We start from the raw sequence: 19446 nt of genomic DNA, 5'->3' as shown, positions 1-19446 counted from the left end.
CGATGGCCGAGACCGCCGCCCCCACGGTGGGCGACACCCCCGCCCCGGCGAGCACCCGCCGCGAACGCACCGGCTGGTACTTCTACGACTGGGCGATGTCCGCCTTCTCCACCACGGTGATCACCGTGTTCCTCGGCCCGTTCCTGACCACCGTCACCGAACTGGCCGCCGGCTGCGAACTCGGCGCCGACACCTGCTCCGGGTACGTGTACCCGCTGGGCATCAAGGTCGCCGCCGGCTCCTACTTCCCGTACCTGGTGTCGTTGTCGGTGTTCCTCACCGTGTTCGCGCTGCCGATCGTCGGCGCGATCGCCGACCGCTCGGCGCACAAGAAGCGGCTGCTGGCCGCCGCCGCCTTCACCGGCGCCGGCGCCACCGTCGGCATGCTCTTCGTCACCGGCGACCGGTACCTGCTCGGCGGGGCGCTGTTCGTGGTCGCGAACATCGCCTTCGGCGCCGGAGTCGTGGTCTACAACTCGTTCCTGCCGCAGCTCGGCGGCCCCGACGACCGCGACGGCATCTCCAGCCGCGGCTGGGCCCTCGGCTACCTCGGCGGCGGCCTGCTGCTGGCACTCAACCTGGTCGCGGTCAGCATGCTCGGCGAGGAGGGCAACCACCAGCGCACCCTCGACCTGGCCCGCTGGTCGATCGTGTCCGCCGGGCTGTGGTGGGCGGCGTTCACCCTGGTTCCGCTGCGCTGGCTGCGCGAACACCCCACCGCCGCCGCGCTGGCCGGCGGCAACCCGGTCACCGACGGGTTCCGGCAGCTCGGCCGCACCCTGCGGGAGATCAAGGCGTACCCGCTGACGCTGTTCTTCCTGCTCGCGTTCCTGGTCTACAACGACGGCATCCAGACCGTCATCGCCCTGGCCAGCCAGTACGGCACCGAGGAGCTGAAGCTCGGCCAGAGCACCCTGATCGTGACCATCCTGCTGGTGCAGTTCCTCGCCTTCGGCGGCGCGCTGCTGCTCGGCGCGCTCGCCAAGCGCATCGGCGCCTGGAAGACCGTCCTGATCAGCCTGGTGCTGTGGACCGGGGTGATCCTCGGCGCGTTCCGGCTACCCGCCGAGGCGCCGCTGCCGTTCATGGTTCTCGGCGCGGCCATCGGCCTGGTGCTCGGCGGCAGCCAGGCGCTGAGCCGGTCGCTGTTCAGCCAGCTCATCCCCGCCGGCAAGGAGGGCGAGTACTACGGCTTCTACGAGATCAGCGACAAGGGCACCAGTTGGCTCGGCCCGCTGGCCTTCGGCCTGGTGTTCCAGCTGACCTCCTCGTACCGGGTGGGCCTGGTCTCCCTGCTCATCTTCTTCATCGTCGGGTTCCTGCTGCTGCTGGCCGTACCGATCCGCCGCGCGATCGTCGCCGCCGGCAACACCCCACCCCGGGTGCTGTGAGGCAGCGCGGACCGCACCGACCGGATCGGGGGACGTCGATCAGCTAGGCTGCCCGACCGTGACCGACCACGCCGCCGCCCCGACCTGTCTGGCGCGCCCGCCGCTGGGCCCCGACGACTCCCCCGCCGGGTGCGCCGCGGCGCGGGGCGTGGACGGGCGTCCGCTGCACGCCGCGGCGTTGAAGTTCTTCTGGGGACCGATGGACTGCGGCAAGTCCACGATGGCGCTGCAGATGAACCACAACCACGCCCGGCAGGGCCGCCGTGGCCTGGTCACCACCCGCATCGACCGCTCGCTGGGCCCGCAGGTCACCACCCGCATCGGGCTGGCCCACGAGGCCGTCGAGGTCACCGACGACCTCGACCTGCGCACGCTGGTGCGCGACACGTGGGCCGAGGGGGTCCGCGTCGACTACCTCATCTGCGACGAGGCCTCCTTCTACAACCTCGAGCACATCGAGCAGATGGCCGAGCTGGTCGACAGCTACGACGTCGACGTGTACGCGTTCGGGCTGGCCACCGACTTCCGGTCCTGCCTGTTCCCGGCCGCGCAGCGGCTGTTCGAACTCGCCGACGAGGTGGCCCGCATCCAGGTCGAGGTGCTCTGCTGGTGCGGCCGGGAAGGGCTGCTCAACGCCCGGGTGGTCGGCGGGCGGGTCGTCCGCGAGGGCGAACAGGTCGTCATCGGCGACACGGTGGACAGCGCGGAGGTGCGCTACCAGGTGCTGTGCCGGCGGCACTACCGGGCCGGCGAGCTCGGCCCGCGCCGCTGACACGTCAGTACGGGTCGCCGCACACCCGCCAGTCGCCGCCCTCCCGCACCACCGACAGCTTCCGTTCCTCGGTCAGCCCGCTGTCGCGGGTCAGCCGCACCGTCACCGTGCCCTGCGGGCGGCCGCCGCGCGTCGCCACCGACACGTCGAGGATCTCGTAGCCGTTGACCAGCGGCGGCGTGCGTAGCCAGCTGGTGAACCCGATCGGGCTCCACCGGGTGCGCGCGTCGGCGCAGAGCCGGTCGTACGCGCCGTCGGTGTCGCCCGCGGCGACCGAGCGCAGGAACCCGTCGGCGGTCTCCCGCACCGGGCCGCTGGCCTGCGTGACCACCTGCACGTTCCAGGCGCCCAGCCCGGCCACCCCGACGCAGCACAGCAGCACGGCGACGCCCGCGAACACCAGCCCGGTGCGCATCGGGCGGCGCCGCCGGGCCGGCCGGCTCCACGGCTGTTCAGCGCCCACCCGTCGACCGTAGAGAACCGGTGGGGCCGCCCGCAGGAAAAGTCGGCCCGGTCCGGACGGGCACCGCGTCGTCTCCCGTCGGCGCGCGCCCCGCGAGCCGCCGACGCACCCACCCGGAAGGGCCCCCGCCGCGCCGGGCCGGCTCACGGCTCGATGAGGCCGGCCCGGATGGCGTAGCGGGTCAACTCGAGCCGGTCCCGGAGGCCGAGCTTCTGCAGCAGGTTGGCCCGGTGCCGTTCGACGGTCTTGACGCTGATGAACAGCAGGCGGGCGATCTCCTTCGACGAGTGGCCCTCGGCGACGAGCTTGAGGATCTCCTCCTCGCGTTCGGTGATGGCCCGGGCCGGCAGGCTCTCGCCCCGGGCGGTGCGTTCCAGGTAGGTGCGGATGAGGGCGTTGATCGCGCCGGGATAGAGGAACGGCTCGTCGCGTACGGCGGCGCGACAGGCCTCCACCAGGTCACGGTCGGCGACGGACTTGAGCACGTAGCCGTTGGCGCCGACCTTGAGGGCTTCGAAGAAGTACTGCTCGTTGTCGTACATCGTCAGGATCAGGATGCGTAGGTCCGGCTGCTGCCGGGACAGCTCCCGGGCCGCCTGCAGGCCGGTCATCCGGGGCATGGCGATGTCGAGGATGGCCAGGTCGGGGCGTTCGGCCTGGGCCAGGGCGACGGCCTCCGCGCCGTCGCCGGCCTCGGCCACGACCGTCAGGTCCGGTTCGCTGTCGAGGATGAGCCGGACCCCGCGGCGCACCAGGGCGTGGTCGTCGGCGAGCAGGATGCGGGTCGTCACGGCCGGCCGTCCCGGTCGGTCAGCGGCACCCGCAGCCGCACCTCGGTGCCGCCGGCGGGGCCGGGGGTCACGGCGAGCTGGGCGCCGATGAGCAGGGCCCGCTCGCGCATGCCGCGGATGCCGGCGCCCTCGGCCGCGTCGCCGATGCCCCGGCCGTCGTCGCGGATCCGCAGCTGCACGTGGCCCGGCTGAGCCGCCAGGGACACTTCGACGGTGGTGGCCCTGGCATGCCGGACGGTGTTGGTGAGGGCCTCCTGGGCGACCCGGTAGATCACCAGCTCGGCCTCGCCGTCGAGGGCCGGCAGGTCCGCGCCGAGATGTTGGCGCACGGCCAGCTCGGTGTGCCCGGTGACCTCCGTGACGAGCGCCTTCAGGGCACTGATCAGGCCGAGTTCCTCCAGCACCCCGGGGCGTAGCCGGCGGGCGATGCGGCGAATCTCGTCGAGGCTGTCGCGGGTGGTCTCCTGCACCTGGGCGAGCTGCGCGCGAACCGGGTCGGGCGCGTGGCGGGCGACCTGTTTCAGTTCGAGCAGGACCGCGGTCAGCGTCTGGCCGACCTCGTCGTGCAGCTCCTGGGCGATACGGCGGCGCTCGGCCTCCTGGGCGGACAGGGCGGCGGCCGCACTGGTCGCCCGTTCCGCCTCCAGACGGTCGATCATGGCGTTGAAGGCGCGGATCAGCTCCGCGATGCCGGCCTGCCCGGCCGGGACCGGGCGCGGCTCGGGCTGGAGCAGGTCGATGGTGGTCATGGCCCGGGTCAGGCGGCGCAGCGGCGCCAGGCCGACCCGCAGCAGCGCGGCGTTGGCGACCAGCATCGCGGCGAGGCCCACGGTCAGGACGACGGCCTCGGTGAGCAGCACCGGGGTGGACACCGTGACCGGGCCGAGCAGCAGCAACGTGGCGGTCACGAGCACCGCCGCGTTGAGCAGGAAGATCCGCCAGAACAGCGACACGACGACACCTCCCTTCCCGGCCCTGGTGCCCCGCCGGCCCGCGCCGGCATCGGCAGTTGTCGGCGGGCCGGCGGGCGGCGGGTGGTCACGCTCCGCAGCGGTCCCGCTCATCATGATCCAGCCTGCCCGCCGGCGCGCGTGGTGTAAATGCGTGCCCGCACCCATTTGCCCGCCGCGACCTGCGCCGGGCGGGGCCGACCGCCGGGGGACGACGGCGGCAAATGGGTGTCAGCCCCGATGTCGGCCCGCACCGGGCGGATGACCATGAAGTCAGGCCCGGACCGCTCGGGCCCCACCCCTGCGCACCCGGATGCACCGCCTGCCGGTGCGCTGCCCCGTTGCGCCGAACCCCTCCTGGGAGAACCCCGTGAACCGTCACCTCATGCTGTCAGCACCCGTGCCACCGGAAGCCGCGATCCACGCTGGTGAACACCGGCCCACCAGCACGGAGAACGGCCCGCCGGGCAGGCGCCCGTGAGCGTCTGGCCCGCCCTGGCCGCGACCGCCATCTTCGTGGTCGCGTTCGTGTTCATCGCCACAGAGAAAATCAACCGGGTCGCGGTGGTGCTGGGCGCCGCCGGCCTGATGGCCCTGCTCGGGCTCGTGCCCGGGTCGCACGTGTTCTACGAGCAGCACGCCGGCATCGACTGGGACGTCATCTTCCTGCTCCTCGGCATGATGATCATCGTCGGGGTGATCAAACAGACCGGGGTGTTCGAGTTCCTGGCGATCTGGGCGGCACAGCGCTCGCGGGGGCGCCCGTACCGGCTGATGGTGCTGCTCATGGCGATCACCGGTGCCCTGTCGCCGTTCCTGGACAACGTCACCACGGTCATGCTGGTCGCTCCGATCACCATCTCGGTGTGCCGCCGGCTGGGTGTCCCCGCCGCGCCGTACCTGATCGCCGAGGTGCTCGCCTCCAACATCGCCGGCGCGTCGACCCTGATCGGCGATCCGCCCAACATCATCATCGGTAGCCGGGCCGGGTTGAGTTTCAACGACTTCCTGGTGCACATGGCGCCGGTCACGGTGCTGATGTTCCTCGCGTTCCTGGTGCTGGCGCGGGTCATGTTCCGCCGCTCGTTCGTGTACCACCCGGAGCGGTTCGAGGCCGTACGCGACATGGATGCCCGCGCCGCCATCACCGACCCGAGGATGCTGGTCCGCTGCCTGGTCGTGCTCGGCCTGGTGATGGCCGGGTTCATGCTGCACACGGTGATCCACGTCGACGTGGCCGTCGTCGCGCTGCTCGGCGCCGGGCTGATGGTCCTGGTGACCCGGGCGGACACGTCGGCCTACCTCGCCGAGGTCGAGTGGCCGACGCTGGTTCTCTTCACCGGGCTGTTCGTGATGGTCGCCGGCCTCACCGAGACCGGGGTGATCGGGCTGATCGGGGAATGGGCCAGCGACGCCGTCGGCGACAACTTCCTCACGGCGGCCACCGGCCTGATCTTCGGCTCGGCGGTGCTCGGCGCGTTCTTCGACAACATCCCCTACACGGCGACCATGGCGCCGATCGTGGAGAACCTCGTCGCCGGCGCCCCGGATCCCGTCACCGGCGAGGCGCTGTGGTGGTCCTTCGCCCTCGGCGCCGACCTGGGCGGCAACGGCACGGCCGTGGCGGCCAGCGCCAACATCGTCGTGCTGGGCATCGCGGCCCGCGCCGGCGAGCCGATCAGCTTCTGGCAGTTCACCCGGTACGGCATCGTCACGACGGTGCTGACGACGGTGATCGCCTGGGGGTACGTGTGGCTGCGCTACTTCGCCGCGTAGCCGGCCCCGGGGGCGCGCGCGACGGCGCGTCCGCCGCGGGCGCGAGGGGGTCGACGTGAACCTCGGCGAGCTGTACGTGACGCTGGCCGTCGGCACCGGCGTGGTCCTGGCCAGCGTCGGCGCGGCCCGGCTGGCCGCCCGGCTGGGCATGCCGGTCCTGCTGGCGTACCTCGGCGTCGGCCTGCTGCTGGGCCAGGACGTCGCCGGTTTCCCCTTCGACGACGCGGCCCTGGCGCAGGCCCTGGGCCTGGCGGCGCTGGCGGTCATCCTGGTGGAGGGTGGCCTGACCACCAGGTTCAGCGACGTACGCGGCGTGCTGGCGCCCGCGTCGGTGCTGGCCACCGTCGGCGTGTTCGTCAGCGTCGCGGTCACCGCGGGGGCGGCGTACCTGCTGCTGGACGTCGACTGGCAGATGGCGCTGCTGCTGGGGGCGATCGTGTCGTCCACCGACGCGGCGGCGGTGTTCTCCGTCCTGCGGTCGGTACCGCTGCCCCGACGACTGACAAGCCTGGTGGAGGCCGAATCGGGGCTCAACGACGCCCCGACGCTGATCCTGGTGCTCACCTTCAGCGCCGCCACCCTCGACACCGTCGCCCCACTGTCTCTGATCGGCACGATGGCCTACCAGCTGGTCGCCGGCGGCGCGATCGGCGTGGTGACCGGGGCGGCCGGCGTGTGGCTGCTGCGGCGGCTGACCCTGCCGACCTCCGGCCTGTACCCCATCGCGACGGTCGCCTGCGGAGTGCTGGCGTTCGCGGTCGCCGGCCTGACCCAGACCAGCGGGTTCCTCGCCGCCTACCTGGCGGGGCTGGTGCTCGGCAACTCCGGCCTGGCACACCGTCGAGCCACCCACTCGGTCGCCGAGGGGCTGGGCTGGATCGCCCAGATCGGTCTGTTCGTGATGCTCGGCCTACTGGCCACGCCCAGCGAGCTGCCCGCCGCGATCGTCCCCGCGATCGTGGTCGGCACGGCCCTGCTGCTGCTCGCCCGGCCCGCGTCCGTGCTGGTCTCGCTGGCCGCGTTCCGCATCCCGCTGCGCGAACAGGCCTTCCTGTCGTGGGCCGGGCTACGCGGCGCCGTGCCGATCGTGCTGGCCACCATCCCGGTCGTCGCGGGGGCTCCGGGCAGCGAGCAGGTCTTCAACATCGTCTTCGTGCTCGTCGTGGTGTTCACGGTCATCCAGGCGCCCACCCTGCCCTGGCTGGCGCGCCGGCTCCGCCTCGCGTCGCGCGACGTCGGGCCCGACCTGCAGATCGAACTGGCGCCGCTGGACGCCATGGACGCCGACCTCATCCACGTCACCGTCGAGGCCGGCTCCCGCCTGCACGGCGTCTACCTGCCCGAGCTGCGGCTGCCGCCGCCCGCCGCGACCACCCTCGTCGTCCGCGGCGACGACACCTTCGTGCCCGACCACCACAACCGGCTACGCGTCGGGGACCAGCTCGTCGTGCTCACCACCCCACCCGTACGCGACGCCACCGAACGGCGCCTGCGTGCCGTCGCGCGCGCCGGACGGCTGGCCACCTGGTTCGGCGAGACCGGCCAGGCGCACACCGCACCATCCCAGGACAGGAGGCAATGATGCAGATCGAACGTGTCCCGCTGCCCGGCATCGGCGTCGGCTACACCGTGCACACCAGCGAGGGGCAGCTGCTCGGGGTCATCTGCTACCGCGGCGGGCGGCGCGACCTCGTCCTGTACGCGCCCGGCGATCCGGACACCGTCGAGCGGTCGCTGTCGCTCAGCCCCGCGGAGGCGCAGGAGGTGGCCGAGCTGCTACACCCGGTCGCCACCGTCGACCACGTCACGCACCTGGAGCGGCGCCCCGAGGCGATCAGCGTCGCCGAGCTGCCGGTCACGGCCGCGTCGCCCTACGACGGCCGGCCCCTGGCCGACGCCGTCGCGCGTACCGGCGGCGTGACCGTCATCGCCGTGCTCCGCGCGGGCCGCACGATCACGGCACCCGGGGACGGGTACGTCCTCGCTCACGGCGACGTCCTGGTCGCGGCCGGCACCCAGGAGGGCATCGCCGCGCTGAGCCGCCTGCTCGCCCTCGCGGACCCGTAGACCGCCGCGAGGTGGGCGCGTACCTGACAGTGGATGTCAGGTACGCGCGGCAGACTGCCGGGCATGACAGTCACCGCCGATCTGGCCATGGTCAACCTCGACAGTCCCGACCCCGTCGCCCACGCCGCGTTCTGGCAGCGCGTCCTCGGTGGGGAGATCACCCACAGCCAGCCGGAGTACGCGATGGTCACCGCCGGGGGCGTGGCCGTGGGCTTCGGCCTGGTCGAGGGGTACCGGCCGCCGTCCTGGCCGGACGAGGACGCCGGCAAGCGCTACCACCTCGACCTGTACGTCGACGACCTCGCGCAGGCCGAGAAGGAGTTCGCCGCCGCCGGTGCCACGAAGCCGGACTTCCAGCCCGGCGGCGACCGGTGGGTGGTGCTGACCGACCCGGCCGGGCAGCCGTTCTGCATCTGCCCCCGCCCGCAGGGCTGACCACCGCCGCCGGCGGCGGCCACCCGCAGGGCGGCCCACGGCAGGCGCCCGGGGGTGCCGCGCGCGAAGGAAACGCCGCGCGGCACCCCCGGGCGCGCTGACGCCGGTGTCAGCCGCGGCGGCGGGCCCGGGCCGCCCAGATGGCGTACGCGGGGTCGCGGTCGAGGTTGTGCCGGTCCCGGTCGTAGCGGCGGGTGGTGCGCGGGTCGGCGTGGCCCATCGCGTCCTGCACGTCCTCCAGCGGGACACCCTCGGCCCGGGCGGTGGTGGCGAAGGCGTGCCGCAGCGAGTGCGGCGACAGCTTCGCCCAGGCCGCAATGCCGGCCGCCCGGGCCAGCCGACGTACCAGCCGGAACACGGCGTGCCGGTCCAGCCGGGCCCCGGTCCCGGTGACCAGCAGCGGGCCGGTCAGTTCGTGCACCGCCACGCCCTGGGCGGCAGCCCGCTGGGCCAGGTACGCGTCGACCGCGTACGCGGTGCCGGGGGTCAGGGCGCGGCGGCGGGACTTGCCGCCCTTGCCGACGAACCGGACGCTGCGGTGGCCCCGCTCGGCGCCCAGATCGGTCAGGTCGAGCGAGACCAGCTCCCCGACGCGCAGCCCGAGGTCGGCCAGCAGCGCGATCGCGGCACGATTGCGGGCGGCCGTCGGCCCCGTGTCGGCCTCGGCGGCGGCGAGCAGCGCGTCCACCTCCTCCGGGCTGAGCCCCACCGTGGCGGAGTGGTCCCGGTCGATGCGGGGCCGGTCTGCGCCGGCGACCGGGTTGGCGTCCACGGCCCGCAGCTTGGCCAGGAAGTCGTACCAGCTCGACAGGGCCGAGAGCCGGCGGGCGACCGTGGCCGGGGTGAGCGGCTTGCCGCTGCGCGCGGCCAGCGTCGCCTCCAGCCCCCGGGCGTACTCGTTGACGTGCAGGAAGTTCGCGTGCAGCGGGTCCAGCTCGCGGGCGGCGCACCAGGCGAGCCACCCGGCGACGTCCCGCCGGTACGCGTCGCGGGTGTGCTCGGACAGCCGCCGGTTGCGCAGCCACGCCTCGGTGAAGTCGGCGGGCCCGACGGGCAGGGCCGGCGGGGGCGACTGGCGGGGCCGCGCCGGGGCGTTCGGGGACAGCATGTGAAAAAGGTTCCCAGCTCCGGCTGGCAAACGGGAGGAGGCGCGCCCTACTTGACATCCTCTCCCGCCTAGCGGCGGGGGATTCCCACCCTCGCGGCGGCCGGCTTACCACCGACCGGGGGCGGTACGGTCGGGCGGTGCGCGCGAGTCGGCTGGTCTCCCTGCTGCTGCTCCTGCAGACCCGGGGCCGGATGACCGCCCCGGAGCTGGCCGAGGCCCTGGAGGTGTCGGTGCGCACCGTCTACCGGGACGTGGAGTCGCTCGGCGCCGCCGGGGTGCCGGTCTACGCCGATCGCGGCCCCGCCGGCGGCTACCGGCTGGTCGACGGCTACCGCACCCGGCTCACCGGGTTGACCGCCGGCGAGGCGGAGGCGCTGTCCCTGGCCGGCATGCCCGGCCCCGCCGCCGAGCTGGGCCTCGGGTCGGTGCTCGCCGCCGCCGAGCTGAAGCTGCGGGCCGCCCTGCCGGCGGAGCTGGCCGACCGGGGCGGCCGGATCCGGCAGCGGTTCCACCTCGACGCCCCCACCTGGTTCCGGGAGCCCGAACCCACGCCGCACCTGGCCGAGCTGGCCCGAGCGGTGTGGGAGGACCGGCGCGTCGAGGTGCGCTACCGACGGTGGAAGGCTCCGCGGGAGGTGACCCGGACGCTGGCCCCGCTGGGCGTGGTGCTCAAGGCCGGCCGCTGGTACCTGGTGGCCGACGCCGACGGGCAGGTGCGCACCTACCGGGTCGCGGCGGTCCTGGCGCTGACCGTCCTCGACGAACGGTTCGACCGTCCGGACGGTTTCGACCTGGCCCGCTGCTGGCAGGAGCACGCCGACCGGTACGAGCGCGGCGTGTACCGGGACGAGGCCCGGGTGCGGATGACGACGGCCGCGCTGGAGCTGGCGGCGCACGTCCTGCCGCCGGCGATGAGCCGGGCGGCGCGGGCGGCAGCCTCCGAGCCGGACCCGGCCGGCTGGGTGCACACGACGGTGCCGATCGAGTCGGTGCAGCACGGCCACGTGGAGTTGCTCAAGCTCGGCGCGCAGGTGGAGGTGCTCGAGCCGGCCGAGCTGCGCGACCGGCTCACCGCCACCGCGCACGCTCTGGCCGCGCTCTATCCGCCCGCGTCGTGCCGCCAGGCCTGTCCCGGGACGTGACCGGGGGCGGGACGGCCGCGCCGGTCGTCCCGCCCCCGGCGGATGCTCAGGCGTTGATCTGCTTGCGGCCGTTGCCGTCGCCCGCGGCGGTGATGGTCACGCGGCGGGGCTTGGCCCGCTCCGCCACCGGGATCCGCAGGGTCAGCACGCCGTTGTCGTAGCCGGCCTCGAGCCTGTCGGTGTCGAGGGTGTCGCCGAGGAACAGCCGCCGGGTGAAGGTGCCCATCGGGCGTTCGGCGGCGACGAGCTCGATGCTGTCGCCGGTGGGCCGGCGCCGCTCCGCACGGACGGTCAGCACGTTGCGCTCCACAGTGCAGTCGATGCTGTCCGGGTCGACGCCGGGCAGGTCGAACGCCGCGTAGAACCAGTCACCGTCGCGGTAGGCGTCCAACGGCATGACCGCGGGGCGCGCGGCGGTGCCGAAGAACTGCTCGGTGAGCCGGTCGATCTCACGGAACGGGTCGGTGCGCATCAACATGGTCCTGCCTCCTCGGTTCTCCTGGCCGAAGGTCCTAAGTTGAGTCCTAGTGACTCAACCTGCCACTTCTCTATTTAGCGCGTGGCGCTGCCGTCGTCAACTGGAGGACCTTCTCGAACCAGTGCTCGGCGTAGACGCCGTCGTTGTACGCCGGGATCTCCCGGTAGCCGTGCCGGGCGTACAAGGCGCGGGCCTCGACGAGGTCGCTGCGGGTGTCCAGCCGGATCCGGGCGACGCCGGCGGCGCGCGCCCGTTCCTCCACGGCGGCGAGCAGGAGCGCGCCGCCGCCGCGACCGCGGTGCGCGGGACGCACGTACACCCGGGTCAGCTCCGCCCAGTCCGGCAGGAATCTCAGCCCGGCGCAGGCGGCCGGGTGTTCGTCGCGGTGGGCGACGAGGAGGAACCCGGTGGGGGCGGTCAGGTCGTGGCTCGGGTCGTCGGCCATCGCCGCCGCGACCTCGCCCGGGCGGACCGGCCGGCCGTGGTAGCGGCGGACCATCTCCTCGTAGTACGCCTCGAGCAGGATCGCCGCGTCCGGGTGGTCGGGATGGGTCGGGGCCACGGTCCAGTCTGTCGTCGTCACCCGTCGATCATCACGCGCCCGGCAAGGGAATATCCGCCGTGGCGGCGCCGCCGCCACGGCGGACGGGGCGGGTCAGGCGCGGCGGGCCGGCAGCAGCGGGATCAGCACCGCGGCCACCGCCAGGTGCATCGCGCCCAGGGCGACCTTGGCCCCGGCGGTGGCCTCGGTGGTGAAGACCGGGGCGAGGGAGAGCAGGGCCAGCACCACCGCGAGGACCGCCCAGACGACGGCGGCCCGCCGGCCGAGGAAGCGCTCCAGCACGACCAGCCCGACCCAGCCGACCAGGGCAGAGACGAGGGAGAATACGACGACGGGGGCGAGCCCGACGGTGAAGGCGGGCTGGCCGGGGTTCTCGACGGTGTAGTCGACCCCCGCGATCGCGCCGACGGTCCAGATCAGCGCGCAGGCCAGGACGGCGGCGCCGACGCCGAGCGCCCGCCGGCGGACGGACGGGGTGGTGGGGGCGGTTTCTGCGGTCGCGGTCACGGCTGCTCCTGGGTCAGGGGACACCAACGGATGCGACCGTATCAGATCGTCTTGGTCGGGACTATCTATCGCGGAACTAACATCCGTCGCGCCCGCCCGGGCCGCAGGCCCCGGTGCCGCTGAGCCGGCCGCCGACCAGGTTCGCGATCGACCGCAGGAAGACCGCGCGATCGGCCTCGGGCAGCGCGGCCAGCACGTCGTCCTGGATCCGGGCGGCGATCCGCTGCGCCTGGTCGAGGACCTTCTCGCCCTCCTCGGTGACCTCCACGAGGCGGGCCCGCCGGTCGCTGGGCGACGGGCGCCGCCGCGCCAGCCCGGCCGTCTCCAACTGGTCGAGGGTGACGACCATCGTGGTCTTGTCGATTCCGCACAGCTCGCCGAGCTGGCGCTGCGTCAGCCCCCCCGCCCGGGCCTTGAGCAGCACGCAGTGCGCCCGGGGCGAGATGCCGAGTTCGGCCAGGCCCGCGGCATGCTCCGCCATCAACGCGTGACTGGCCCAGGAGAGCATGAACATGAGGTCGGGGGTGCTGCCGCCCGGCGCACGCGAGGTCATGCGCCGAGGCTAACAAGGTGGTCCGGGGCAGCCGGTTCGCGGCGCGGACGATCAGCCGCCGATGCGCCAGTAGACGCCCTGCTCCCGGGCCAGCAACTGCTCGTCGACCAGATACCGCCGCAGCGTCACGTGGTCGGAACCCCCACCCTCGCACCACCGCCGCAGCACCTCGTCCACCGCCCGCTCCGGATAGCGCACCCCCGGCTCGAAGGACGTCGCGACGTGCGCCAGCAGCACCCGCCGCCGGCCGCGCTGCGCCGGCAACCCGACCAGGACGCCGTCGCGCAGGAACGTGCGCAGCACCCGGTCCGCGGGCTCCCCCGCCGGTCGGGGCTCCGCCGGCGTGCGGGCGGCCTCCCGCAGCCGGTCGGCGTCCACCCGCAGCTCACCGTCGCCGTCGGCCACCAGGCCCGCGTCGACGAGCCGCCGGACCGCGGTGACCACCTGCCGGGCGGGCAGCCCGGTGCGCTCGGCCACCGCCGGGGCGTCGGCGCCGCCCAACACGATCGCCGCGAAAACCCGCCGTCGTACGTCGTCGGCGAGCGCTCCCGCCAGAGCCTGCGCTGTCATGCCGGTCACCCTGCCAGCCGGCGTACGCCCGCCGCCACGGCATTTCCGGGCGGTCAGTCGCCCGGGGCCTCGGCGCGCAGCACGACCCGACGCAGCAGGTCGGACAGCAGTCGTCGCTCGTCCGGGGCGAGGGCGGCCAGCAGTCGGTGCTCCTCGGCGCCGCCGACGTCCATGGCCCCCCGCCAGGCGGCCCGGCCTGCCTCGGTCAACTCCACGTCGACCCGCCGCCGGTCGGTGGTGGACGGGATCCGGTGCACGAAGCCGCGCCGGACCAGCGCGTCGACGCGGGCGGTGACGGAGGCGGGAGCCATCGCCATGTCGCGCGCCAGGTCCGACGGCGCGGCCCGGCCCCCTCGGCCGGCCAGGGCGTGCAGGGTGTCGTACTCGTGGCCCTGCAGGTCCAGGTCGACGAGGCTCCGCTCCTTGACCTCCCGCAGGTGCCGGGTGAGGAACTGCATCCGCGTCACCGCGCCTTCGACGTCGGGGTCGAGGGTCGGCAGGATCGGCAGCCAGCGCTCGACGTGGCGGTCGACGCGGTCGCGGTCGGTCATGGACCCACCCTATGCCGTCGCCAAAATATTCGTTGTCGAAAGATTCGGTGTCGAAGTACCTTGGTCCGGTGACTCATCCCCTCCGCGTACGCCCGTTCCGGCTGCTCTTCCTCGGCCGCACCGTCTCCGCCGTCGGCGACGCCGTCGTGCCCGCCGCCCTGGCCCTGGCCGTGCTCCGCGCGACCGGCTCGACCGGTGCCCTCGCCCTCGTGCTGGCCTGCGCGATGGTGCCCCGCCTGCTCCTGCTGCCCCTCGGCGGCGTGCTCGCCGACCGGCTCGACGCCCGCCGCGTCGCGATCCTCGCCGACCTCGTACGCTGCGTCGCGCAACTCGTCGTCGGCCTCGAACTCCTCGGCCAGGCGTCGCTCGGCGTGATCGCGGTGGCCGCCGCCGTCGGCGGCGCCGCCGGCGCGTTCGCCCTGCCCACCGCCTCGCCCCTGGTCGCCGGCACCGTCGACGCGACGCAACGGCAACAGGCCAACGCGCTGATGGGCGTCACCGCCAACGCCAGCCGCCTCGCCGGGCCCGCCCTCGCGGGCGCGCTGATCTGGGCCGCCGGCCCCGGCTGGGCGTTCGTCCTCGACGCCGCGACGTTCGCGCTCAGCGCGCTGCTGCTCGCGGTCGTCCGGGTCCGCCACGTCCCGATGCCGAAACGAAGCGTCCTCGCCGACCTGACCCACGGCTGGCGGGAGGTCCGCAGCCGCGACTGGTTCTGGACCAGCCTGCTCGGCCACGGCGTCTGGAACGGCGCCGCCGCCGTCCTGACGACCCTCGGCCCGGCGGTCGCCGTGGGACGCCTCGGCGGCGAGGGCGTCTGGGTGCTGATGCTCCAGGCCGGCGCGGTGGGCATGCTCGTCGGCTCGCTGCTCGCCGCCCGGATCCGCCCCCGCCGCCCGGTGCTGGTGGCCAACCTCGGCCTCGCCAGCTACGCCGCGCCGCTGGCCCTGCTCGCCGTCGCCGCCCCCGCCCCGCTGGTCGTCGTCGCCTACGGCGTCGCGCTGACCGCCCTCGGCTACCTCAACCCCGTGTGGGAGACCGTCGTGCAGGGGCAGTTCCCGCCCCACGTCCTCGCCCGCGTCACCTCGTACGACTGGCTGGTCTCCCTCGGCGCGATGCCGCTGGGTTACGCCCTCGCGCCGGTCGCGGCGCGGGCCTGGGGAGAGGGCATGCCACTGCTCACGGCGGGCGCGCTGGTCCTCGTCGCCTGCGCTGGCACCGCCGTCGTGCCCGGCGTACGACGACTCACCACAGCGCCGCGCGACGGCGCCCTCGCGACCGCCGCGCGGTGAACGGTCGGGAGCGGGTGACCCGTCGTGGCGTCCACGTGGTCGGAGACCGGATCGTGCCGGTCCCCGACGCCGGGGTGCCCGACGGCTCGAACATCAGGATCGACGCGCCACCCGGCGACAACGGGCGGTGCTCCACAGCTCGGTGAAGCCGGCGAGCGCGCTCGGCTCGTTTCTCACCCGGGTCATCCTCGCGGCCCGCGACGACTCCCGCCAGCCCCCGACGTCGCCCGCCGGTCAGCGGCGGATCAACCCGCGGGCCCGGGCGGCGGCGACGGCGGCGGTGCGGGAGTCGACCCCGAGCTTGCCGTAGACGTGGACCAGGTGCGTCTTGACGGTGGCGTGGCTGACGTGCAGCCGCCTGCTGATCTGCTGGTTGGACAGCCCGTCGGCGACGAGCTGGAGGACCTCGGTCTCGCGTCTACTCAGCGCGGTGCCCGGGGCGCGCATCCGGTCCATCAGCCGGTGGGCGACCGCCGGGGCGAGAGCCGACCTGCCGGCGGCGGCGGCGCGCACCGCCGCGGCAAGTTCCTCTGGCGGGGCGTCCTTGAGCAGGTAACCCGACGCGCCGGCCTCGACCGCGGCGAGGATGTCGGCGTCCGTGTCGTACGTGGTCAGCACCAGCACGACCGGGCCGCCCGCGCGCGCGGTGATGGCGGCGGTGGCCTCGGCGCCGTGCATGCCCGCACCGAACTGCAGGTCCATCAGCACCACTTCCACCCGGTCCCGTTCGGCGAGCGCGACGGCCTGCTCGGCGGTGGCGGCCTCGGCGACCACCTCGAGGTCGGGTTCGGTGGCGAGGACGGCGCGCAGGCCGGCCCGGACGACCGGGTGGTCGTCGGCCAGCAGCAGCCGGATCGGATCGCTCACGCGCCCACCGGTGCCCCGTCGTACGGGTGGGCGAAGGCGACGGTCAGCGCGGTCCCCCGGCCGGACGTCGACTCCACGGTCAGCGTGCCACCCAGCTCCTCGGCCCGCGCCCGCATCGCCGCCAGCCCGAACCCGCCGTCACCGCGACCGGCGACGGCCCCGGGGTCGAAGCCGCTGCCGTCGTCGACCACGGCCAGGACGACGCCGCGCTCCCGGTACCGCAGCGTCACCTCGACGCGGGTGGCCCCGGCGTGGCGCACGGCGTTGGCCAACGCGGACTGGGCGATGCGCAGCAGCGCCACCTCGTGCGGGGTCGGCAGGCGCACCGCCGTCCCGTCGAGGTCGCAGTCCACCGCCATCCCCGACCGGGCGGCGGTCGTGGCGCACAACCGCCGCAGCGCCGCCGGCAGCGAGCCGCCGTCGAGACCGGGCGGCGCCAGGGCACGCACGAACCGTCGGGCCTCCACCAGGTTGTCCTGCGCCGTCCGGCGGGCCTGCTCGACGTGGTCGCCGGCGACATCCAGCCGCTCCGGCAGGGCCCGCTGGGCGGCGCGCAGCAACAGTTGGATGCTGGACAGCCCCTGCGCGAGGGTGTCGTGGATCTCGCGGGCCAGGCGTTCGCGTTCGGCCAGGACGCCGGCGGCGTGCTCGGCGGCGGCCAGCTCGCTGCGGGTGGCGGTCAGCTGCTCGATCAACTGCCGGCGGTGTTCGCTCTCCCGGTACAACGCCTGGTAGCCCAGCACCGTGCCGACGGAGACGGCGGCGCCGAGGACCGGCCCGAGCACCACGCCCGGCGTGACGGCACCCTGGTGCGCGACCACGCCACCCACCGCCGCCACCGTCGTCGCCGCCACCGCGACGATCCCCCACCGGACCGGCAGCAGGTGCAGGTGCAGCAGGAACAGGGGGAACGCGAGCCACACCCCGTCCGGGGTCAGGCCGAGCAGCACCAGCCACCCGACGGTCAGCGCCGCCAGCCACGCCGCCGCCGCGCGACGGGACCGGCGGACCAGCGGCAACGCGGCACCGACGGCGTAGCCGACGGCCAGCGCCGCCGACGCGGCGAGCACGGCGGCGCGGTGCGGGGCCTGCCCCGCCAGGGCACGTCCGGCGACCACCACGAGCAGAGCCCCGACCAGCAGGTGCAGGCAGACGCGCAGCACGCGCAGCGGCCGGGTGAGCGATTCCGGGTTCACGATGACTCCAGGCTAGGGCGTGCACGGCCGCCGCCATCAACCAAAGGGTTGATCCTGACGTGCGCACTTCGACGCCACGGGCCCGATCCGCGGCGCGATGCCGACCGGCGTGGATCGGGCGAGGGTTGGTGTCGGGCCGCCGCCGCGGCCTCGCCCACCAACGGAAGGTTGCTGCGCTCGTGTTCGTCGCGTGGAGAGATCTGCGGTTCGCCAAGGGCCGGTTCGCCCTGATGGGAACGGTCGTGACGCTGATGACGCTGCTGGTCGTCCTGCTGTCCGGCCTGACCGCCGGGCTGGGCCGGGACAGCACCTCGGCCATCACCGACCTGCCCGCCGACCACCTGGTGTTCTCCGCTCCGGCCGACGGGCAGAAGCTCTCCTTCACCGAGTCGACCGTCACCCGGGAGCAGTGGCTGCGCTGGCGGGCTGTCCCGGGGGTGCGCAGCGCCGCCCCACTCGGCATCACGACCACCAGGGTCAGCGCCGGCGACCGCACCGCCGCGCTGTCCGCGTTCGGCGTCGCGTCCGACTCGCGCCTGGCCCCCGGCACCGTCGCCGCCGGGCAGGCCGTGCTGTCCGAGGGGGCGGCCGAGGCCCTGGCTGCCCGGCCGGGCCAGGACGTGGTCGTCGGCGGTCGGCGACTGACCGTCGCCGCGGTGGCCGGCGACGCCTCCCACAGCCACACCCCGGTCATCTGGACCGACCTGGCCGACTGGCAGCACCTGGCCCCCGGCGCCGCCGACGACTCCGCCACCGTCATCGCGCTGACCACCGACTCCGACGCCGACCTCGCCGACGCCGACCGGCAGTTGGACACCCGCACCGTGACCCGTACGGCAGCGTTGTCCGCGATCGGCTCGCACACCGCCGAGAACGGCTCGCTCCAGCTCATGCGCGGCATGCTGTTCGCGATCTCCGCCCTGGTCATCGGCGCGTTCTTCACCGTGTGGACCATCCAGCGCGGCCCCGACATCGCCGTGCTGAAGGCGCTCGGCGCCACCACCGGCCACCTGCTGCGCGACGCCCTCGGGCAGGCCCTGGCGCTGTTGCTCGCCGGCACGGCCGTCGGCACCGGGCTCGCCGTCGCGATCGGCGCCGCGGCGGCCGGCGCCGTGCCGTTCGCGCTCACCGCCGGATCCGTCCTGCTGCCGGCCGCCGTGACGATCGCGCTCGGCGCTGCCGGCGCTGCCCTCTCCGTCCGCCGCATCACCTCCGTCGACCCGCTGACCGCCCTGGGGAGCGCCCGATGAGCCTCGAACTGTCCGACGTCACGCTGACCTACCCCGACGGGGACACCCGACTGACCGCGCTCGACCGCGTCAACCTGAGCGTGCCGGCCGGCACCACCACCGCCGTCATCGGCCCGTCCGGATCCGGCAAGTCCAGCCTGCTGGCGGTGGCCGCCACCCTGATCACCCCCGACTCGGGCCGGGTCGTCATCGCCGGCACCGACACCACCGGCCTCAGCCGGCGCCAGACGACCGCCCTGCGACGCGCGAAGGTCGGAATCGTCTTCCAGCAGCCCAACCTCATCGCCTCGCTGACCGCCGCCGAACAGTTGCAGGTGATCGCCCACCTCAGCGGCGGCTCCCGCCGCGCCGGGCGCGACCGCGCCGCCCGGTTGCTGGCCGCGGTAGGGCTGACCGGGCAGGCCGACCGCCGTCCGCACCAGCTCTCCGGCGGGCAACGCCAGCGGGTCAACATCGCCCGCGCCCTGATGAACGACCCGGCGGTGCTGCTCGTCGACGAACCCACCAGCGCGCTGGACCACGAGCGTGGCGCGGCGATCATCGATCTGCTCACCGAGCTCACCCGGCAGCGCGGCACCGCCACCGTCCTGGTCACCCACGACCGGGGGCACCTCGACCGCGTAGACGAGGTCGCCGAGATGGTCGACGGCCGACTGCGCGTCCCGACACGGACCTGACCCGCCGCGGGCAGCCGGCGCGGACGCCCGCGGGACCCACCCCGACGGGGC

General features: G+C 74.3%; 22 protein-coding genes. 10 read left to right on the top strand and 12 right to left on the bottom strand.

Annotation, left to right across the window (positions count from 1 at the left end):
• Positions 1 to 2: 2 nt before the first annotated feature.
• Complete coding sequence (locus tag ACGF5C_RS24225) at positions 3 to 1391, top strand: MFS transporter (RefSeq protein ID WP_393305073.1); 1389 nt, start codon at positions 3 to 5, stop codon at positions 1389 to 1391.
• Between the two features lie 58 nt (positions 1392 to 1449).
• Entirely contained in the window at positions 1450 to 2163 is a 714-nt protein-coding gene (locus ACGF5C_RS24220; protein WP_357697327.1) for a thymidine kinase, read from the top strand.
• A 4-nt stretch (positions 2164 to 2167) separates the two neighbouring features.
• Here the strand turns inward: ACGF5C_RS24220 and ACGF5C_RS24215 are convergent, their stop codons facing one another.
• From ACGF5C_RS24215 to ACGF5C_RS24205, 3 genes are all read right to left on the bottom strand, one after another.
• A complete protein-coding gene (locus ACGF5C_RS24215) occupies positions 2168 to 2626 on the bottom strand; it encodes a hypothetical protein (RefSeq protein ID WP_393305071.1) in 459 nt (152 codons plus the stop codon).
• Between the two features lie 143 nt (positions 2627 to 2769).
• Complete coding sequence (locus ACGF5C_RS24210; RefSeq protein ID WP_350705562.1) at positions 2770 to 3417, bottom strand: response regulator transcription factor; 648 nt, start codon at positions 3415 to 3417, stop codon at positions 2770 to 2772.
• On the bottom strand, positions 3414 to 4370 hold the full coding sequence (locus ACGF5C_RS24205) for a HAMP domain-containing sensor histidine kinase (protein WP_393305069.1): 957 nt from the start codon (positions 4368 to 4370) through the stop codon (positions 3414 to 3416). The genes ACGF5C_RS24210 and ACGF5C_RS24205 overlap by 4 nt, the downstream gene beginning before the upstream one ends.
• A gap of 474 nt (positions 4371 to 4844) precedes the next feature.
• Between ACGF5C_RS24205 and ACGF5C_RS24200 the strand changes: the two genes are divergently transcribed.
• The 4 genes from ACGF5C_RS24200 (at position 4845) to ACGF5C_RS24185 (ending at position 8645) form a co-directional block, all read left to right on the top strand.
• Complete coding sequence (locus ACGF5C_RS24200; protein WP_393305067.1) at positions 4845 to 6143, top strand: SLC13 family permease; 1299 nt, start codon at positions 4845 to 4847, stop codon at positions 6141 to 6143.
• A gap of 55 nt (positions 6144 to 6198) precedes the next feature.
• A complete protein-coding gene (locus tag ACGF5C_RS24195) occupies positions 6199 to 7725 on the top strand; it encodes a potassium/proton antiporter (protein WP_393305065.1) in 1527 nt (508 codons plus the stop codon).
• Positions 7725 to 8210, top strand: a complete 486-nt coding sequence (locus ACGF5C_RS24190) for a cation:proton antiporter regulatory subunit (protein ID WP_393305063.1) — start codon at positions 7725 to 7727, stop codon at positions 8208 to 8210. The genes ACGF5C_RS24195 and ACGF5C_RS24190 overlap by 1 nt, the downstream gene beginning before the upstream one ends.
• A 63-nt stretch (positions 8211 to 8273) precedes the next feature.
• Positions 8274 to 8645 carry a VOC family protein gene (locus tag ACGF5C_RS24185; RefSeq protein WP_393305061.1) on the top strand — a complete coding sequence of 124 codons (372 nt, stop codon included), beginning with the start codon at positions 8274 to 8276 and terminating at the stop codon, positions 8643 to 8645.
• Between the two features lie 109 nt (positions 8646 to 8754).
• Here ACGF5C_RS24185 and ACGF5C_RS24180 read toward each other — a convergent pair whose 3' ends face one another.
• Entirely contained in the window at positions 8755 to 9753 is a 999-nt protein-coding gene (locus ACGF5C_RS24180) for a tyrosine-type recombinase/integrase (protein WP_393305059.1), read from the bottom strand.
• Between the two features lie 137 nt (positions 9754 to 9890).
• Here ACGF5C_RS24180 and ACGF5C_RS24175 point away from each other — a divergent pair, with 137 nt between their 5' ends.
• The gene (locus ACGF5C_RS24175) at positions 9891 to 10895 is read left to right on the top strand and encodes a helix-turn-helix transcriptional regulator (RefSeq protein WP_393305057.1); all 1005 of its coding nucleotides are present in this window, start codon (positions 9891 to 9893) and stop codon (positions 10893 to 10895) included.
• A gap of 46 nt (positions 10896 to 10941) precedes the next feature.
• Here ACGF5C_RS24175 and ACGF5C_RS24170 read toward each other — a convergent pair whose 3' ends face one another.
• The 6 genes from ACGF5C_RS24170 to ACGF5C_RS24145 form a co-directional block, all read right to left on the bottom strand.
• Positions 10942 to 11373: an Hsp20/alpha crystallin family protein gene (locus ACGF5C_RS24170; protein WP_393305055.1), complete on the bottom strand. Its 432-nt coding sequence runs from the start codon at positions 11371 to 11373 to the stop codon at positions 10942 to 10944.
• Positions 11374 to 11443: 70 nt separating this feature from the next.
• A complete protein-coding gene (locus ACGF5C_RS24165) occupies positions 11444 to 11956 on the bottom strand; it encodes a GNAT family N-acetyltransferase (RefSeq protein ID WP_393305053.1) in 513 nt (170 codons plus the stop codon).
• Between the two features lie 72 nt (positions 11957 to 12028).
• A complete protein-coding gene (locus tag ACGF5C_RS24160; RefSeq protein WP_393305051.1) occupies positions 12029 to 12442 on the bottom strand; it encodes a DUF6069 family protein in 414 nt (137 codons plus the stop codon).
• A 76-nt stretch (positions 12443 to 12518) separates the two neighbouring features.
• Positions 12519 to 12995, bottom strand: a complete 477-nt coding sequence (locus ACGF5C_RS24155) for a MarR family winged helix-turn-helix transcriptional regulator (protein ID WP_393305049.1) — start codon at positions 12993 to 12995, stop codon at positions 12519 to 12521.
• A gap of 51 nt (positions 12996 to 13046) precedes the next feature.
• Complete coding sequence (locus ACGF5C_RS24150; RefSeq protein ID WP_357697300.1) at positions 13047 to 13565, bottom strand: DUF2087 domain-containing protein; 519 nt, start codon at positions 13563 to 13565, stop codon at positions 13047 to 13049.
• Positions 13566 to 13618: 53 nt separating this feature from the next.
• A complete protein-coding gene (locus ACGF5C_RS24145) occupies positions 13619 to 14116 on the bottom strand; it encodes a MarR family winged helix-turn-helix transcriptional regulator (protein WP_393305047.1) in 498 nt (165 codons plus the stop codon).
• 68 nt (positions 14117 to 14184) lie between these two features.
• Between ACGF5C_RS24145 and ACGF5C_RS24140 the strand changes: the two genes are divergently transcribed.
• Positions 14185 to 15405 (top strand): MFS transporter, encoded by a 1221-nt coding sequence (locus ACGF5C_RS24140; RefSeq protein ID WP_393305045.1) that lies wholly within the window; start codon positions 14185 to 14187, stop codon positions 15403 to 15405.
• A 234-nt stretch (positions 15406 to 15639) separates the two neighbouring features.
• Here the strand turns inward: ACGF5C_RS24140 and ACGF5C_RS24135 are convergent, their stop codons facing one another.
• Both ACGF5C_RS24135 and ACGF5C_RS24130 read right to left on the bottom strand, forming a co-directional pair.
• Positions 15640 to 16272 (bottom strand): response regulator, encoded by a 633-nt coding sequence (locus ACGF5C_RS24135; protein ID WP_393305043.1) that lies wholly within the window; start codon positions 16270 to 16272, stop codon positions 15640 to 15642.
• Positions 16269 to 17468 carry a sensor histidine kinase gene (locus tag ACGF5C_RS24130; RefSeq protein WP_393305041.1) on the bottom strand — a complete coding sequence of 400 codons (1200 nt, stop codon included), beginning with the start codon at positions 17466 to 17468 and terminating at the stop codon, positions 16269 to 16271. Before ACGF5C_RS24130 ends, ACGF5C_RS24135 begins: the two co-directional genes overlap by 4 nt.
• Before the next feature lie 179 nt (positions 17469 to 17647).
• Here ACGF5C_RS24130 and ACGF5C_RS24125 point away from each other — a divergent pair, with 179 nt between their 5' ends.
• Together ACGF5C_RS24125 and ACGF5C_RS24120 are read left to right on the top strand one after the other, a co-directional pair.
• Positions 17648 to 18718, top strand: a complete 1071-nt coding sequence (locus tag ACGF5C_RS24125; RefSeq protein WP_393305039.1) for an ABC transporter permease — start codon at positions 17648 to 17650, stop codon at positions 18716 to 18718.
• A complete protein-coding gene (locus tag ACGF5C_RS24120) occupies positions 18715 to 19395 on the top strand; it encodes an ABC transporter ATP-binding protein (protein WP_393305037.1) in 681 nt (226 codons plus the stop codon). Before ACGF5C_RS24125 ends, ACGF5C_RS24120 begins: the two co-directional genes overlap by 4 nt.
• Positions 19396 to 19446: the final 51 nt, after the last annotated feature.

It is taken from the genome of Micromonospora sp. NPDC047620 (assembly GCF_043205005.1).
Taxonomy (GTDB): domain Bacteria; phylum Actinomycetota; class Actinomycetes; order Mycobacteriales; family Micromonosporaceae; genus Micromonospora.
The sequence above is the reverse complement of the archived record's forward strand: the minus strand, read 5'-3'. Positions and strand labels throughout refer to the sequence as shown.

Bases quoted from the DNA above. Each gene is read 5' to 3' on its own strand.
- ACGF5C_RS24225 (WP_393305073.1), top strand. From the start codon at position 3: ATGGCCGAGACCGCCGCCCCCACGGTGGGCGACACCCCCGCCCCGGCG.
- ACGF5C_RS24190 (WP_393305063.1), top strand. From the start codon at position 7,725: ATGCAGATCGAACGTGTCCCGCTGCCCGGCATCGGCGTCGGCTACACC.
- ACGF5C_RS24185 (WP_393305061.1), top strand. From the start codon at position 8,274: ATGACAGTCACCGCCGATCTGGCCATGGTCAACCTCGACAGTCCCGAC.
- ACGF5C_RS24180 (WP_393305059.1), bottom strand. From the start codon at position 9,753: ATGCTGTCCCCGAACGCCCCGGCGCGGCCCCGCCAGTCGCCCCCGCCG.
- ACGF5C_RS24170 (WP_393305055.1), bottom strand. From the start codon at position 11,373: ATGTTGATGCGCACCGACCCGTTCCGTGAGATCGACCGGCTCACCGAG.
- ACGF5C_RS24155 (WP_393305049.1), bottom strand. From the start codon at position 12,995: ATGACCTCGCGTGCGCCGGGCGGCAGCACCCCCGACCTCATGTTCATG.
- ACGF5C_RS24150 (WP_357697300.1), bottom strand. From the start codon at position 13,565: ATGACAGCGCAGGCTCTGGCGGGAGCGCTCGCCGACGACGTACGACGG.
- ACGF5C_RS24145 (WP_393305047.1), bottom strand. From the start codon at position 14,116: ATGACCGACCGCGACCGCGTCGACCGCCACGTCGAGCGCTGGCTGCCG.
- ACGF5C_RS24120 (WP_393305037.1), top strand. From the start codon at position 18,715: ATGAGCCTCGAACTGTCCGACGTCACGCTGACCTACCCCGACGGGGAC.